This window comes from Micromonospora antibiotica, assembly GCF_017599305.1.
Classification (GTDB): Bacteria; Actinomycetota; Actinomycetes; order Mycobacteriales; family Micromonosporaceae; genus Micromonospora; species Micromonospora antibiotica.
Map to the genome: position 1 here is coordinate 63,027 of NZ_JAGFWR010000030.1, position 15,067 is coordinate 78,093.

Below are 15,067 nucleotides of genomic sequence, written 5' to 3' on the forward strand. Positions count from 1 at the left end.
CCGTCGGTGTCGGACCCCCCGCGCTTTCCCCGACCGACCCCCGGTATGCCCTCACAGCGCGTACGGCAGGTCCACCACCTGGTCGTCGGTCACCTCGGCGGTCGGCGCCCACGTCTCGTACACGCCCCGTTCGTGGCACTGCGCCCCGGTGTCGCGCACCGCGTCCGGATCGGGGCGGCGCAGCCGCAGCCGCAACCAGCCCGCCTCCTCCCGGAGCACCAGGCACGGCACCCCCCGCCACCGGACGTACCGCAGCCGGCGGGCCACCTGGTCCACCGGGTACCGGGCCGCCCGGGTCATCGCCAACACCCGGAACCCGCCCGGCAGGTCCGCCACCGCCTCGTACTCGCCACCCGCGTACCCGCCGACGAGCTGGGTGGAGCGGGGCACCTCGCCGGTCGGCACGTACTCCTGGTCGGGCGACAGGCCCGGCACCGCGGCCAGCAGGTGCCGCCACTGCGGCCCCACCATCCGCAACCAGCCCCGCTGCTCCGCCTGGTAGCTGTAGAGCACCACCTCGGCCCCCTCCGCGGTGTACGCCAGCAGGGTGGCGTTGGCCGGCATCGGCAGGTCGGCGAAGTCCCGGGTGACGAACTCGGGGATCAACTGCGCCGAACTCGGCACGAACCCGGTGCCCAGCACCGGCGGGCCGAGCCGCTCCCGGGGCGCCAACCCCAGCAGGCCCCGGTGCGCCTCGCCGACCGGCACGTCGTAGTCGCCCGGGTCGGCGGCCCGCCAGCGCAGCGCGTACCCGATGTCGGTGCCGTCGCCACTGGTGCCGTCACCGCGCAGCACCGCCAGCGCGGCCGGCGTACGCAGGTGCGCCACGTCGTGCTCGCGGTAGCAGAAACCGTGCGGCAACCAACCCCGCACGTACCCGGCGAGCTGCCGGGCCGAGAGCACCTTGACCATCCGGGTGCCCCGGCGCAGCACCGCCGACCCGCGCACCGCAACCACCGTCGGGTCGCCGGCCGCCGTCGGCTGCTGACTGAGCTGGTGCACGTACGACCAGCCCCGGTCCCGGTGCACCGGCATCAGCAGCGCCGCCTCCGGCTCCTCGGCCGGTGTCCCGCCGCCGGTCACCTCGGTCACCTCGGTGACGTGCACGAACCGCCGCCACGGCCAGGTCGAACCCGGGCGGGGCGCCCACTCGAAGCCGGGTGCCGCCTCGGCGCTGAACAGCTCGTAGGCCGCGCCCCGGGCCAGCTCCTCCGCCGGGTGGACCACCCCGCCGTAGGTGACGCGTAACCCGGTCCGCTCGGAGGCGGCGCCGCTGGCCCGGTCGGTGACGCTCATCCCGGCGAGGCTAAGCCGGTCAGATGCCGGCCCGGTGAACATCCGGTGGCGTACCGGGAACGCTCCCGACCCGGGACCCACCGCGCCGGCCCTGGCCGTCCCGCCGCCTGCCGTCCCGTCGCCACCCCTCGATCCACCGACGCCGTCGGCGACCCGACCCCGGTCCGGGTCGGCACCGACCGGGTCCGGGTCGGTGCCGACCGGGACGCCGGGTGTGTGATGCTGACCGCGATGACCGGACCGACCGAATCCCGCAAGCAGCGCGCCGCCCGCCGGGCCGGTGAGTTCCCGCCCGCCCCGCCGCCGCTGCCCCGTCCCGTGCTGGACAGCCACACCCACCTCGACATCACCGTCGCCGAGGCCGGGGCGCCCGGCGGCGACACCACCGACCCGGTGGCCGCCGCGATCGGGGTGGCCGCCACCGTCGGCGTGGACCGCCTCGTGCAGGTCGGGGTGGACGTCGACTCGTCGCGCTGGGGCGCCGACGTCGCCGACCGGTACCCGGCGGTGCTCGCCACCGTGGCGCTGCACCCCAACGAGGCACCCCGGCTGGCCGACCTGGACGCCGCGCTGCGCGAGATCGAGACGCTGGCCGCCCGGGACCGGGTCCGGGGCGTCGGCGAGACCGGGATGGACTTCTTCCGCACCGGCGACGACGGCCGGGCCGCCCAGGAGGAGAGCTTCCGGGCGCACATCGCCATCGCCAAGCGGTACGGCAAGGCCCTGGTCATCCACGACCGGGAGGCGCACGCCGACGTGCTGCGCATCCTCGACGACGAGGGCGCCCCGGACACGGTGGTGCTGCACTGCTTCTCCGGCGACGCCGACTTCGCCCGCGAGTGCGTCCGCCGGGGCCACCTGCTCAGCTTCGCCGGCACGGTCACCTTCGGCAGCGCCGCCGCGCTACGCGAGGCCGCCGCGCTCACCCCGATCGACCAGTTGCTGGTGGAGACCGACGCGCCGTACCTGACGCCGATGCCGCACCGGGGCCGGCCCAACGCGTCGTACCTGATCCCGCTGACGGTGCGGTCGCTGGCCGAGACCACCGGGGCCGACCTCGACGACCTGTGCGCGGCCATCTCCGCCACCGGGGACCGGGTCTTCGGCCCGTGGTGACCGGCCCGGAACCCGCGACTACGCTTCGGGGCGTGACCGGCCTGCTCGGCCCGGCGGAGATCCGGGAACTCGCCGCGCGCCTCGGCGTCAACCCGACCAAGAAGCTCGGCCAGAACTTCGTGCACGACCCGAACACCGTCCGCCGGATCGTCACCACCGCCGGGCTCACCCCCGACGACGTGGCGCTGGAGGTCGGCCCCGGGCTCGGCTCGCTCACCCTGGCCCTGCTGCCGGTCGCCGCCCACGTACACGCGGTGGAGATCGACCCGGTGCTGGCCGGCGCGTTGCCGCAGACCGCCGCCGCCCACGCCGGCCCGGCCGCCGCCCGGCTCACCGTGCACCGGGCCGACGCGTTGCGGATCACCGCCGACGCCCTGGCCGACCCGCCGCCCACCGCGCTGGTGGCGAACCTGCCCTACAACGTGGCCGTGCCGGTGGTGCTGCACCTGCTCGCCGGGCTGCCCACCCTGCGGCACGGGCTGGTGATGGTGCAGAAGGAGGTCGCCGACCGGCTGGTCGCCGGCCCCGGCTCCAAGGTGTACGGCATCCCGTCGGTCAAGCTCGCCTGGTACGCCCGCTCCCGTGCCGCCGGTCGGGTGCCCCCGAACGTGTTCTGGCCGGTGCCGAACGTCGACTCCGGACTGGTCGCCTTCACCCGCCGCGAACCGCCCCGCGACGACGTGCCCCGGCAGGCGGTCTTCGCCGTGGTCGACGCCGCGTTCGCCCAGCGGCGCAAGACGCTGCGGGCCGCGCTGGCCGGTTGGGCGGGCGGTCCCGACCGGGCCGCCGCGGCGCTCACCGCCGCCGGGGTGGACCCCGGTGCACGCGGGGAGTCACTCACCGTGGAGCAGTTCGCGGCGATCGCCGCGTCGGCTCCGACCGCCGCGCCGGTCGCACAGTAGGCTGACGCCGTGCCCGCCGAGGGACACGCCGCACCTGCGCGTACGACCTGGTTGCCGGCCGGTTCGCCGCCGGCCGCCGACTCCGCCGAGGAGCTGATCGTGGAGATGCCGTTCGACATCCGCCCGTGCCGGTGGGACGTCACCCGGTGACCGAGGCCTGGCGACCGGACGACGACGACCAGCATCGGCGCGGCAGCAGCGGACCGGTCCGGGTCCGGGTCCCCGCGAAGGTCAACCTGCACCTCGGGGTGGGCCCGCTGCGCCGGGACGGCTACCACGAGCTGAACACCGTGTACCACGCGATCTCGATCTACGACGAGCTGACCGCCCGACGGGGCGACACGCTCACCCTGACCATGGAGGGTGAGGGCACCGGCGAGCTGGCCCTGGACGACTCCAACCTGGCCATCCGCGCCGCCCACGCCCTCGCCGGGTACGCCGGGGTGCTGCCGCACGCCCGGCTGCACCTGCGTAAGCAGATCCCGCTCGCCGGTGGGCTGGCCGGGGGCAGCGCCGACGCCGCCGCCGCGCTGGTCGCCTGCGACGCCCTGTGGGGCACCGGGCTGTCCCGCGACGAACTGGCCGGGATCGCCGCCGACCTCGGCTCGGACGTGCCGTTCCTGATCCACGGCGGCACCGCGTTGGGCACCGGCCGGGGCGAGGCGGTCAGCCCGGTGCTGGCCCGCCCCACCTCCTGGCACTGGGTGGTGGCCGTCGCCGACGGCGGCCTGTCCACCCCCGCCGCCTACCGGGAGTTGGACCGGCTGCGCGACGCCGGCACCGCCGGCACCCCGTTGGGCAGCACCGACGGCCTGCTCGGTGCGCTGCGCCAACGTGACCCCCGGGTGCTGGCCGGCTGCCTCGGCAACGACCTGCAGGACGCCGCCCTGTCGATGCGCCCGGCCCTGGCCGACACGTTGAAGGCCGGGGAGGCCGCCGGGGCGCTCGCCGGGATCGTCTCGGGCTCCGGTCCGACCTGCGTCTTCCTGGCCCGGGACGCCGCCGACGCGCAGCGGATCGCGGCCGAGGTGGAATCCGCCGGGGTGTGCCGGGAGACCCGGGTGGCCCACGGCCCCGTGCCCGGTGCCCGCGTCGGCTGAGCCTCACCCGGGGTCGGGATCGGCTCCCGTGGGCCGGGGTCGCGGTATCCGGCGACCGGGAACCCGCACCATCGGCCCCGATGAGTTGATCAACGTGCCTCGACCTGCTGTCCGGGGCGGTCCGACCCCGGTTCCGGCACGGGCGGGTGGGGCGGCGCGGGTGCCCGCGTACCCTTGCCCCAGGCGTCCCGAGGTGCCCGCCGGCACCGGGACGCCTTGATCATGAGAGGTGGGACCGTGGCCAACATCGTCAACCTGGACCGGGTGTCCAAGGGGTACGGCGCCGCCGGGCCGCTGCTCACCGACGTCTCGCTCGGCCTCGACGACGCCGACCGGATCGGTGTGGTCGGTCTCAACGGGGCCGGCAAGTCCACCCTGCTGCGGATGCTCACCAAGCAGGAGGGCCCCGACGACGGCCGGGTCACCCACCGCCGCGACCTGCGGGTGCTCTGGCTGCCGCAGGCCCTCACCCTCGCCCCCGAAGCCACCGTCCGGGACGTGGTGCTCGGCACCGCCTGGCTCGCCGAGGGCATGGGCGCCGAACACGAGTGGGCCGGCGACGCCGGGGTCCGGGCCATCCTCGACGGCCTCGGGATGCCCCACCTCGGCCTCGACCAGCCGGTCGGCCCGATGTCCGGCGGCGAACGCCGTCGGGTGGCCCTGGCCGCGCTGCTGGTCCGCGAATCCGACCTGCTCATCCTCGACGAGCCCACCAACCACCTCGACGTCGGCGGCGTCGACTGGCTGGCGAAACACCTGGTCGGCCGCCGGGGCGCGCTCGTCGTGGTCACCCACGACCGGTGGTTCCTCGACGCGGTCTGCACCACCACCTGGGAGGTCGCCGACCAGACCGTCCGGGCCTACGAGGGCGGCTTCGCCGCCTGGACGCTGGCCCGGGTCGAGCGGGAACGGGTCGCCGCCGCCACCGAGGCCCGCCGGCAGAACCTGCTCCGCAAGGAGATCGCCTGGCTGCGGCGCGGCCCGCCCGCCCGTACCTCCAAGCCGAAGTTCCGCATCGACGCCGCCAACGCGCTCATCGACGACGTGCCGCCGCCGCGCGACACCATGTCGTTGCAGCGGATGGCGACCGCCCGGCTCGGCAAGCAGGTGTACGAGCTGGAGCACGTCCGGTTGCACGCCGGCCCCAAGGAGATCCTGCACGACACCACCTGGCAGGTCGGCCCCGGCGACCGGATCGCCATCCTCGGGCGCAACGGGGCCGGCAAGACCACCCTGCTGCGGCTGCTGGCCGGCATCACCCGCGCCGACGGCGGCCGGTTCCACACCGGGTCCACCGTCAAGCCGGCGTTCCTCTCCCAGGAGCTCGCCGAACTCCCCGGCCACCTGCGCGTCCTGGAGGCCGTCGAGGAGGTCGCCCGCCGGGTGCAGCTCGGTGACCGGGAGATCTCCGCCGCCCAGCTCGCCGAGGTGTTCGGCTTCGACGACCGGCGGCTCTGGACCCCGGTGAGCGACCTCTCCGGTGGGGAGCGCCGCCGGTTGCAGATGCTCCGGCTGCTCGCCGGGGAGCCCAACGTGCTGCTGTTCGACGAGCCCACCAACGACCTGGACACCGACACCCTCGCCGCGCTGGAGGACCTGCTCGACTCCTGGCCCGGCACGATCATCGTGGCCAGCCACGACCGCTACCTGATCGAACGGGTCACCGACGCCGCGTACGGGATGTTCGGCGACGGCCGGCTGGTGCACCTGCCGGGCGGCGTCGACGAGTACCTGGCCCGCGCCGCCGGACCCGGCCCGGCCCGGACGGCGACCGCCCCCACCGGCACGCCCGACGTCCCGGCCGGGGGCGGCATGTCCGCCGCCGACGCCCGGCAGGGCCGCAAGGAGCTGACCCGGCTGGAACGGCAGATCGGCAAGCTCGACCAGAAGGAGGCCGCCCTCCTCGACCAGCTCGCCACGCACGCCACCGACTACGCCCGGGTCGCCGACCTCGACGCGCAGCTCAAGGAGGTACGCGCCGAACGGGAGCGGACCGAGGAGACCTGGCTGACCCTGGCCGAGGAGATCCCGCCCCTGTAGACCGGGGACGACCCCGTGTGCGGCGTCACACCCCGGCGTACGGGACAATCGTCGGCGACCCTCACCTCGAACGGCGTTGGAGACACAGTCATGGCCCACACCCCCGTCAACCACCCCGCGCGGCCGGTCTACCGGGCGATCGGCGGGCTCATCGGTCTCTACCTCGTGGTCTTCGGTGCGCTCGGCGTCATCGCCAGCGCCGGCAACGACATCTTCGCCCAGGACGACACCAAGGTCCTCGGTCAGGGCACCAACCTCGGGTTCTCGCTGCTGTCCGTGCTGTTCGGGGTGGTCATCCTGGTCGGCACGGTGATCGGCCGCAACCTCGACGTGGCGATCAACCAGTGGTTGTCCTACACCCTGATGGTGATCAGCCTCGCCGGCCTGGCCTTCCTCCAGACCGACGCCAACGTGGTCAACTTCAGCATCCTGACGGTGATCGTGCTGATGACGCTCAGCCTCGTCCTGCTGATGGTCGGCATGTACGGCAAGGTCGGCACCGACGACGAGCAGGAAGCCTGGCAGAAGGCCCGCCTGGTGCTCTGACCCGGCCCGCGGGGTGGGCCGGGTGCCTGGCGTTTCGCCCACGCGGGACGGCGGGACGAGGGACAATTCTCCCGATATCGCGTCCGCGTGCAGGAGGGCCCATGGCGCACTTTCCGGTCAACCACCCGGCCCGCCCGCTGTACCGGGTCTTCGCCGGGCTCGTCGGCGTCTACATCCTGGTCTTCGGGGTGTGGGGCGTCGTGCAGACCTGGGGTGAGCCGCTCTTCGCCCGGGGTGGTCACTGGGCGCTGGGCCTGCGTACCAACCTGGCGTTCTCGCTGGTCTCGGTGCTCTTCGGGCTCGTCCTGATCATCGGGGCGTCCCGGCGCGGCAACCTCGGGCACGTCATGAACCTCACCGCCGGGGTGGTCTTCATGGTCACCGGCATCGCGATGATGAGCGTGCTCCAGACCCGGGCCAACGTCCTCAACTTCTCCATGTCGACGGTGATCGTCTCGTTGCTGTTCGGGCTGCTGCTCCTCGCCACCGGCCTGTACGACAAGATCGGCACCGACGAGCACGCCGAACAGGAACGGGCCGACCGGCTCCACCCAGCCCGCTGAGTCGTCGCTCAGCCGGGCTGGCGGGTGGTGATCAGGCCCGGGTTCGCCTCCAGGTGGGACAGCCCGTTCCAGGCCAGGTTCACCAGGTGCGCCGCCACCGTCTCCTTGCGCGGCCTGCGGACCTCCAGCCACCAGCGGCCGGTCAACGCCACCATCCCCACCAGCGCCTGCGAATACAGCTCGGCCAGCTTCGGGTCGTAGCCCCGGCTGGAGAACTCGGCCGCCAGGATGTGCTCCACCTGGTGTCCCACGTCGTTCATCACACTGCTGAAGTTGCCGGTCGCCGACATCAACGGCGACTCCCGCACCAGCACCCGGAACCCGCTGGTCTCCTCCTCGATGTAGCCCAGCAGGGCCAGCGCCGCCTGCTCCAGCAGCTCCCGGGGATGACCGGCGGTCAGCGCCGTGCTGAGCCGGTCCAGCAGGGCCCGCACCTCCCGGTCGACGACCACCGCGTACAGGCCCTCCTTGCCGCCGAAGTGCTCGTAGATCACCGGCTTGGAGACCTGCGCCCGCGCCGCCACCTCCTCGATCGAGGTCGCGTCGAAGCCCTTCTCGGCGAAGACCTGCCGACCGATCGCGATCAGCTGCTCGCGCCGTCGCGCGGCCGACATCCGTACCCGCGACGCCGGTTTCGCGTCCGCCGCCGACAGCGCCCGTCGGGCACCGGTGTTCTCCCCGTCCGGGGCCTGCGCCATGTCGTCACCTCGTCGGCGCTCGGTGACGCCCTGTCGTGGAATGCTCCGGTCGTGCCCGCCTGTCTCGGTCACCCGGCCATCCTGCCAGGTGATCCACCCCGGCACCGCCGGGTTCGGCGCCGCACCGGCTCCCGCACCCGCTCGACCACGGCCCGGTGCCGGGAGGGCGCGGCTGCCCGGCGGCACGGCGGTCGACCTGATGTCGTACGTATGTTCTAATCTGCCGGGCATGACCGATCCCACGGCCGCCGAGGTGCGCCGGCTGCGCGCCGAGGAGGGGCTCTCCGTCCGGCAGATCCAGGCCCGCACCGGTCTGGGCCGCAGCCGGGTGTACGCGCTGCTGCGCGGCGTTGCGGCACCGGCGTGGACCCGACGGCCGACGGCCAAGGACGGGCTTCGCGCGGCGGCGGTGGCACTGCGCGGTGAGGGTCGCTCGGTCAACGACATCGCGGTCCGGCTGGGGGTGGCGAAGTCGACCGCCTACCTCTGGGTCAGGCACCTGCCCCTCGACCCGGACGAGGAGACCGCCGCCGCGCGGCGACGGGCGCGGGCGAAGGCAAGGAACGACGGCCGTTGGGCGGCGCACCGCGAGACGCGGGACGCCGCGCAGGCCGAGGTGCACAGCCGGATGCGGGAGACGGTGGGACAACTCGCCGACCGCGAGGTGCTGCTGCTCGGTGCTGCCCTCTACTGGTGTGAGGGCACCAAGTCCAAGCCCTGGCGACGCCACGACCATGTGCAGTTCGTCAACACCGACGCCGGGTTGCTCCGGTTGTTCCTGCGATTCCTCGCCGCGTGCGGCGTCGAGCGTGACGCGCCCACCTACCGGGTGAGCATCCACGAGTCGGCCGACGCGGCGGCGGCGCAGCGCTGGTGGGCCGAGACCCTCGACCTGCCACCGGACCGGTTCCGGCGGGCCACCCTCAAACGCCACCAGCCGACGACCCGGCACAACACCGGTGAGGGTTACCACGGCTGCCTGGTGGTCGACGTGGCGAAAAGCAGGGAGTTGTACTGGAAGATCGAGGGCATCGTGGCGGGGCTCACCGGGGAGATCACATAGGGGTGGGGGCCGCCCGGCGGAGGCGCTAAGCTGTCTTGCGTCACATTCGGCCGTGGTGTAATTGGCAACACCCGGGTCTTTGGTACCCGTGTTTCAGGTTCGAACCCTGGCGGCCGAGCCGTCCATCGCATCCTCCCCGATCGGGGTAAGGGGCGAAGTGTCCCCACCGTCTGGTTAGCATGGCGGCGAGACTGTCGCCTTCCCCGACGGGAGCCCACCCGTGTCCCAGCCCCACCGCCGTACCGTCGTCGTGCTCGCCGCCGGGGAGGGCAAGCGGATGAAGTCGGCGCTGCCCAAGGTGTTGCATCCACTGCTCGGCCGGACGCTGCTCGGTCACGTGCTGGCCGCCGCCGGCCCGCTGGGCGCGGACCGCACCGTGGTGGTGGTCGGGCACGGCGCCGAGCAGGTACGCGCCCACCTGGCCGAGATCGCCCCGGACGCCACCGGGGTCCTCCAGGCCGAGCAACTCGGCACCGGGCACGCCGTGCGGATCGCGTTGGACGCGGTGCCGGAGTCCACCGGCACCGTCGTGGTGATCAACGGGGACGTTCCGCTGCTGCGGACCGGGACGGTGGACGCACTGGTCACGGCGCACGAGGGTGAGGGCGCGGCGGCCACCGTGCTCGCCGCGGAGGTGCCCGACCCGACCGGCCTGGGGCGGATCGTCCGGGACGCCGCCGGCCGGCTGGAGCAGATCGTCGAGGAGCGCGACGCGACCCCCGCCCAACGCGCGCTGCGGGAGATCAACGCCGGCATCTACGCCTTCGACCTGGCCCGGCTGCGGGCCGCGCTGGGCAAGCTGTCCACCGACAACGACCAGGGCGAGGAGTACCTCACCGACGTCTTCGGGCTGCTCGTCTCGGCCGGTGAGCCGGTGGGCGTGCACGTGGCCGCCGACCACGTCGAGACCCTGGGCTGCAACGACCGGGTGGAGCTGGCCGGGCTGCGCCGGCTGCTGCGGGACCGGGTCAACGAGGCGTGGATGCGGACCGGGGTGACGATCCTCGACCCGGCGACGACCTGGATCGACGTGACCGTCACCGTCGGGCGGGACGCGGTGCTCGACCAGAACACCCAGTTGCGTGGCGCGACGGTGGTGGGGGCCGAGGCGGTGGTCGGGCCGGACGTGACGCTGATCGACACGGTGGTGGGCCCGGCGGCGACCGTGCTGCGCAGCCACGCCACCGGTGCCGAGGTGGGCCCGGGGGCGAGCGTCGGCCCGTACGCCTACCTGCGGCCGGCGGCGCGGCTGGCCGAGAAGGCGAAGGTGGGCACCTTCGTCGAGGTGAAGAACTCCGACGTCGGGCCGGGCGCGAAGGTCCCGCACCTGTCGTACGTGGGGGACGCGACGATCGGGGCGCGGGCGAACATCGGCGCGGCGACGATCTTCGTGAACTACGACGGGGTGAACAAGCACCGCACGGTGGTCGGTGACGGCGCGTTCGTCGGCTGCGACACCAACCTGATCGCACCGGTCGAGGTGGGTGCGGGGGCGTACGTGGCGGCGGGCAGCGCTCTCAGCCAGGACGTGCCGCCGGGGGCGTTGGGGGTGACCCGGGCGCCGCAGCGCAACATCGAGGGTTGGGTGCTGCGCAACCGGCCGGGCACGGTCTCCGCACGCGCGGCGGAGCAGGCCCGCGCGGCTGGTGAGGATGCGTCGGGCGGGTCGCCGTCGGCAAGTGAAGGTGAGGCAATCCACGGGGGTGCCGAGACGGTGTGAGGGTCGGCGGGGCCGGGGCATACTGCAACCGAATACCCCGGCCCACCACCGCCGGGCACCACCGACCAACGGGAGCAGACGGGCCCATGGGCAGCATCGTCGCCGAAAACCGTAAGAGCCTGATGCTCTTTTCCGGACGTGGCTTTCCGGAGTTGGCCAAGGAGATCGGTGAGGTGCTCGGCGTGGCGCCGACCCCTTCCGACGCGTACGAGTTCGCCAACGGTGAGATCTTCGTACGGTTCCGCGACTCGGTACGTGGTTCGGACGCCTTCGTGGTGCAGTCCGTCACGCACGGGGTCAACACCTGGGTCATGGAGACCCTGATCATGGTCGACGCGTTGAAGCGGGGGTCGGCGAAGCGGATCACCGTGGTCCTGCCGTTCTACCCGTACTCCCGGCAGGACAAGAAGCACCGCGGCCGGGAGCCGATCTCGGCGCGGCTGGTGGCCGACCTGCTCAAGACGGCCGGGGCGAACCGGATCCTCACCGTCGACCTGCACACCGCGCAGATCCAGGGCTTCTTCGACGGCCCGGTGGACCACCTCTTCGCGATGGACATCCTCGCCGAGTACGTGGAGCACAAGTTCGCCGGCCGGCCGATGACGGTGGTGGCCCCGGACTCGGGTCGGGTGCGGGTGGCGGAGCGGTGGACGGACCGGCTGGGCGGCTGCCCGCTGGCGTTCATCCACAAGACGCGGGACCCGTTGAAGCCCAACCAGGTGGTGGCGAACCGGGTGGTCGGCGAGGTGGAGGGCCGGGTCTGCCTGATCGTCGACGACATGATCGACACCGGGGGGACGATCGCCAAGGCGGCCGAGATCCTCAAGGAGTCCGGTGCGGCGGAGATCGTGGTGGCCTCCACCCACGCCCTGTTGTCCGACCCGGCGACCGAGCGGTTGAAGAACAGCCCGATCACCGAGGTGGTGGTGACCAACACCCTGCCGTTGCCGGCGGACAAGCAACTGGACAAGCTCACCGTGCTGTCGATCGCGCCGCTGCTGGCCCGGGCGATCCGGGAGGTCTTCGACGACGGGTCGGTGACCACCCTCTTCGGTGGCCTGAGCTGACGGGGTACCTGGTCAGCAGCAGCGGCTGACCGCCGCCCGGGACGGCGTACGACGGCGTCCCGGGCCGGTGGGCCGGCCGCGTCCGGCGATGTGGTCCGGGCCCGGTGGGCCGGCCCGGTCGGGGCACGTCGGGCGGCGCGGCCCACGGTGCGGTCCGGCCCGGTGGGGCGGGGCCGCGCCCGGAGACGGGGACTGCCGGAGAGCGCGGAAAGACCTCGGGTAGACTGGTGCGGTTGCCACGGCGAGGGTGCCCGGCGGGTCGCTGATCGAGCGCCGCACGGAGGCACCGTCATCGACGCGGTGCTCCGGGCAGTCGTTCATGACGCATGAGCCCCAAGCGAGCCCCTCGCCCCAGCACCGCCAGACGACAAGCCGCCGTAGCGTTGAGCATCAGGAGTTTTCCCGTGTCCGAGGTAAAGATCAGCGCCGAGCCCCGTACGGAGTTCGGCAAGGGTGGTGCCCGTCGTACCCGCCGGGCCGGCAAGGTGCCCGCCGTGCTGTACGGCCACGGCGAGAAGCCCAAGCACATCGCGCTTCCGGCGCGGGAGTTCGCCGCCGCGATCCGTAAGGGCGGTGCCAACCAGCTCTTCGCGATCGAGGTCAGCGACGGCACCCAGGTGCTGGCCCTGCCGAAGGCGATCCAGCGTGACCCGATCCGGGACAGCTTCGAGCACGTGGACCTGCTGCTGGTCCGTCGGGGCGAGAAGGTCACCGTCGACGTCCCGGTCCAGCTGACCGGTGAGGCCGCGCGGGACACCCTGATCGTGCACGACCACGACACCCTCTCGGTGACCGCCGACGCCACCAAGGTGCCGGACCACCTGGAGGCCTCGATCGAGGGCCTGGAGGCCGGCAGCCAGGTCACCGCCGCCGACGTCGAGCTGCCCTCGGGTGTCGAGCTGGCCGCCGACGCGGACCAGACGGTCGCCTCGGTGACCGCCGCCCCGACCGCCGAGCAGCTCGAGGCGACCCTGCCCGAGATCGAGACCCCGGCGACGGAGGCCGAAGAGGCCGCCGAGGGTGCGGAGACCGCCGAGGCCGGCGAGACTCCGGCCGCCGAGGGCGCGGAGAGCACCGAGGCGAAGACCGAGGCCTGACCGGTCGCATCGTTCACGGCAGGCGCTCCCGTCGCGGGGGCGCCTGCCGGCGTATCGGGGCACCGGCGGCGGGCAGACGGCGAGCGGGAGGTACGGGACGTGACGGACGAGACGGGGCCGTGGCTGGTGGTCGGCCTGGGCAATCCGGGTCGGGAGTACGCCGGCAACCGGCACAACGTCGGCTTCATGGTCGCCGAGTTGCTCGCCGTACGGCTGGGTGGGCGGTTCGGGCGGTACAAGCGGGTGGTGGCGGACGTCGCCGAGGGGCGGCTCGGTTTCGGTGGGCCGAAGCTGGTGCTGCTCAAGCCGCAGACGTACATGAACCTGTCCGGTGGGCCGGTGGCCGCGCTGGCGCAGTTCCACAAGATCCCGGTCGACCGGGTGATCGCCGTGCACGACGAGTTGGACATCCCGTACGGGCAGCTGCGGGTGAAGCAGGGCGGTGGCGAGGGCGGGCACAACGGTCTGCGCTCGATGTCGAAGTCGCTCGGGACGAAGGACTACGTGCGGGTGCGGTTCGGCATCGGCCGGCCGCCGGGGCGGCAGGACCCGGCGGATTTCGTGCTGTCGGATTTCGGCACCGCGGAGCGCAAGGAGTTGGAGTTTCTGGTGGATCGGGCTGCTGACATGGTGGAGTCGGTGGTCAGCAAGGGTGTGGAGCCGACCCAGAACGCCTACCACGGGGCCTGATTTCGCGGGGGCGTACTCGTGGCGCGGCGGGGAGGGCGGTAGTCTGCGCGTTCTGACGTGGCGTGCCCCCAACGGGCCGTGGTTGGGACGGGAGCGAGTTCGTGGGCAGTCCTCCGATGATCGACGGCGCGTTCGCCCGCTGGCTGGCGGACCGGGCCGGGCAGGCCCTGCTGGCGCTGCGCGACGAGATGGGGTTCGCGGACGCGGCGGCGTTGAAGTCGGCCGGGGACAAGGTCTCCCACGATCTGATCCGCAGCGAGTTGGCGAAGTGGCGGCCCGGCGATGCCGTCCTCTCCGAGGAGGACGAGGGGTCCCGGCTGGTGGACTCCACGGACGGCGTCTCCCGGCTGACCGCCGACCGGGTGTGGATCATCGACCCGTTGGACGGCACCCGGGAGTTCTCCGAGCAGGGGCGTGCCGACTGGGCGGTGCACGTGGCGCTCTGGGCGCGCAACGCGCCGACGCCGCACGGGCTGGTGGCGGGCGCGGTGGGTCTGCCGGCGCAGCACCGGGTGCTGGGCACTGACTATCCGCCGGCGTACCCGCCGATGACGGTGGAGGCGGCGACGTCGGGCGACCGTACGCTGCGGTTGGCGGCGAGTCGGAGCCGACCGCCGGCCTTCCTCACCGACCTGGCCGAGGATGTGGGCGCCCAACTGGTGCCGATGGGTTCGGCGGGGGCGAAGATCGCGGCGGTGGTGACCGGTGACGTCGACGCCTACATCCACGCGGGCGGCCAGTACGAGTGGGATTCGGCGGCCCCGATCGCTGTGGCGACGGCCACCGGTCTGCACGCTTCCCGAATCGACGGTTCTGCGCTGAGATACAACGAGGCGGATCCGCGCCTGCCTGACCTGCTGGTCTGCCGCAAGGATCTCGCCAGCCGGTTGCTTGCAGCGCTGCAGAGGCATTCCGGGTAGCCTGAGCGCTGTTTTTGATTTGTCCGACCGGAAAGGTCTGGAATCCATGAACGGATCCGCGCCGATCGAGCCTGTGGCATGACCGCCCCCGGCCGCTTCTACCAGGTCTCCCACCTCGACGCGCTCGAGGCGGAGAGCATCTTCGTGATGCGTGAGGTGGTCGCCGAGATGGAGCGGCCGGTGCTGCTCTTCTCCGGTGGCAAGGACTCGATCGTGATGCTGCGCCTGGCGCAGAAGGCGTTCGCCCCG

15 protein-coding genes, 1 tRNA gene and 1 pseudogene are annotated in these 15,067 nt (G+C 73.0%); 15 read left to right on the top strand and 2 right to left on the bottom strand.

All coding sequences use genetic code 11. The features are described 5' to 3' along the window. Positions 1-51 precede the first annotated feature (51 nt). Positions 52-1,296: a hypothetical protein gene (locus JQN83_RS29430; protein ID WP_208570400.1), complete on the bottom strand. Its 1,245-nt coding sequence runs from the start codon at positions 1,294-1,296 to the stop codon at positions 52-54. Between the two features lie 219 nt (positions 1,297-1,515). On the opposite strand from JQN83_RS29430, the gene JQN83_RS29435 reads away from it, so the two are divergent. The 7 genes from JQN83_RS29435 (at position 1,516) to JQN83_RS29465 (ending at position 7,563) form a co-directional block, all read left to right on the top strand. Then, a complete protein-coding gene (locus JQN83_RS29435) occupies positions 1,516-2,412 on the top strand; it encodes a TatD family hydrolase (RefSeq protein ID WP_208570424.1) in 897 nt (298 codons plus the stop codon). 32 nt (positions 2,413-2,444) lie between these two features. Beyond that, the gene (gene rsmA / locus JQN83_RS29440) at positions 2,445-3,314 is read left to right on the top strand and encodes a 16S rRNA (adenine(1518)-N(6)/adenine(1519)-N(6))-dimethyltransferase RsmA (protein WP_208570401.1); all 870 of its coding nucleotides are present in this window, start codon (positions 2,445-2,447) and stop codon (positions 3,312-3,314) included. A 9-nt stretch (positions 3,315-3,323) separates the two neighbouring features. Continuing rightward, positions 3,324-3,464 carry a hypothetical protein gene (locus tag JQN83_RS29445; protein WP_208570402.1) on the top strand — a complete coding sequence of 47 codons (141 nt, stop codon included), beginning with the start codon at positions 3,324-3,326 and terminating at the stop codon, positions 3,462-3,464. Beyond that, complete coding sequence (locus JQN83_RS29450; RefSeq protein ID WP_208570403.1) at positions 3,461-4,414, top strand: 4-(cytidine 5'-diphospho)-2-C-methyl-D-erythritol kinase; 954 nt, start codon at positions 3,461-3,463, stop codon at positions 4,412-4,414. Before JQN83_RS29445 ends, JQN83_RS29450 begins: the two co-directional genes overlap by 4 nt. 237 nt (positions 4,415-4,651) lie before the next feature. Next, positions 4,652-6,454 (top strand): ABC-F family ATP-binding cassette domain-containing protein, encoded by a 1,803-nt coding sequence (locus JQN83_RS29455; RefSeq protein ID WP_208570404.1) that lies wholly within the window; start codon positions 4,652-4,654, stop codon positions 6,452-6,454. 90 nt (positions 6,455-6,544) lie between these two features. Next, entirely contained in the window at positions 6,545-7,000 is a 456-nt protein-coding gene (locus JQN83_RS29460) for a DUF4383 domain-containing protein (RefSeq protein ID WP_208570405.1), read from the top strand. 101 nt (positions 7,001-7,101) lie between these two features. Next, positions 7,102-7,563: a DUF4383 domain-containing protein gene (locus JQN83_RS29465; RefSeq protein WP_208570406.1), complete on the top strand. Its 462-nt coding sequence runs from the start codon at positions 7,102-7,104 to the stop codon at positions 7,561-7,563. Between the two features lie 8 nt (positions 7,564-7,571). On the opposite strand, the gene JQN83_RS29470 is transcribed toward JQN83_RS29465, so the two are convergent. Then, positions 7,572-8,261: a TetR/AcrR family transcriptional regulator gene (locus JQN83_RS29470; RefSeq protein WP_208570407.1), complete on the bottom strand. Its 690-nt coding sequence runs from the start codon at positions 8,259-8,261 to the stop codon at positions 7,572-7,574. A 229-nt stretch (positions 8,262-8,490) separates the two neighbouring features. Between JQN83_RS29470 and JQN83_RS29475 the strand changes: the two genes are divergently transcribed. The 8 genes and pseudogenes from JQN83_RS29475 to JQN83_RS29510 form a co-directional block, all read left to right on the top strand. Next, positions 8,491-9,324, top strand: coding sequence for a helix-turn-helix domain-containing protein (locus JQN83_RS29475; protein WP_208570408.1), 834 nt, complete (start codon positions 8,491-8,493; stop codon positions 9,322-9,324). A gap of 46 nt (positions 9,325-9,370) precedes the next feature. After that, positions 9,371-9,442: transfer RNA gene (locus JQN83_RS29480), tRNA-Gln, on the top strand. Positions 9,443-9,544: 102 nt separating this feature from the next. After that, positions 9,545-11,044 carry a bifunctional UDP-N-acetylglucosamine diphosphorylase/glucosamine-1-phosphate N-acetyltransferase GlmU gene (gene glmU, locus JQN83_RS29485; protein ID WP_208570409.1) on the top strand — a complete coding sequence of 500 codons (1,500 nt, stop codon included), beginning with the start codon at positions 9,545-9,547 and terminating at the stop codon, positions 11,042-11,044. An 86-nt stretch (positions 11,045-11,130) separates the two neighbouring features. Further along, positions 11,131-12,111: a ribose-phosphate diphosphokinase gene (locus JQN83_RS29490; RefSeq protein WP_208570410.1), complete on the top strand. Its 981-nt coding sequence runs from the start codon at positions 11,131-11,133 to the stop codon at positions 12,109-12,111. Positions 12,112-12,515: 404 nt separating this feature from the next. After that, complete coding sequence (locus JQN83_RS29495) at positions 12,516-13,208, top strand: 50S ribosomal protein L25/general stress protein Ctc (RefSeq protein WP_208570411.1); 693 nt, start codon at positions 12,516-12,518, stop codon at positions 13,206-13,208. Between the two features lie 99 nt (positions 13,209-13,307). Beyond that, on the top strand, positions 13,308-13,898 hold the full coding sequence (pth, locus tag JQN83_RS29500; RefSeq protein WP_208570412.1) for an aminoacyl-tRNA hydrolase: 591 nt from the start codon (positions 13,308-13,310) through the stop codon (positions 13,896-13,898). A gap of 116 nt (positions 13,899-14,014) precedes the next feature. Further along, positions 14,015-14,818, top strand: coding sequence for a 3'(2'),5'-bisphosphate nucleotidase CysQ (locus JQN83_RS29505; protein ID WP_208570425.1), 804 nt, complete (start codon positions 14,015-14,017; stop codon positions 14,816-14,818). Positions 14,819-14,896: 78 nt separating this feature from the next. After that, a pseudogene (locus JQN83_RS29510) lies at positions 14,897-15,067 on the top strand (sulfate adenylyltransferase subunit CysD); the annotation flags it as partial.

What these genes read in the sequence shown, in the direction of transcription:
- JQN83_RS29430 (WP_208570400.1), bottom strand. Translation starts at nt 1,296, where the DNA reads ATGAGCGTCACCGACCGGGCCAGCGGCGCCGCCTCCGAGCGGACCGGG.
- JQN83_RS29435 (WP_208570424.1), top strand. Translation starts at nt 1,516, where the DNA reads ATGCTGACCGCGATGACCGGACCGACCGAATCCCGCAAGCAGCGCGCC.
- JQN83_RS29460 (WP_208570405.1), top strand. Translation starts at nt 6,545, where the DNA reads ATGGCCCACACCCCCGTCAACCACCCCGCGCGGCCGGTCTACCGGGCG.
- JQN83_RS29465 (WP_208570406.1), top strand. Translation starts at nt 7,102, where the DNA reads ATGGCGCACTTTCCGGTCAACCACCCGGCCCGCCCGCTGTACCGGGTC.
- JQN83_RS29470 (WP_208570407.1), bottom strand. Translation starts at nt 8,261, where the DNA reads ATGGCGCAGGCCCCGGACGGGGAGAACACCGGTGCCCGACGGGCGCTG.
- JQN83_RS29475 (WP_208570408.1), top strand. Translation starts at nt 8,491, where the DNA reads ATGACCGATCCCACGGCCGCCGAGGTGCGCCGGCTGCGCGCCGAGGAG.
- JQN83_RS29490 (WP_208570410.1), top strand. Translation starts at nt 11,131, where the DNA reads ATGGGCAGCATCGTCGCCGAAAACCGTAAGAGCCTGATGCTCTTTTCC.
- JQN83_RS29505 (WP_208570425.1), top strand. Translation starts at nt 14,015, where the DNA reads ATGATCGACGGCGCGTTCGCCCGCTGGCTGGCGGACCGGGCCGGGCAG.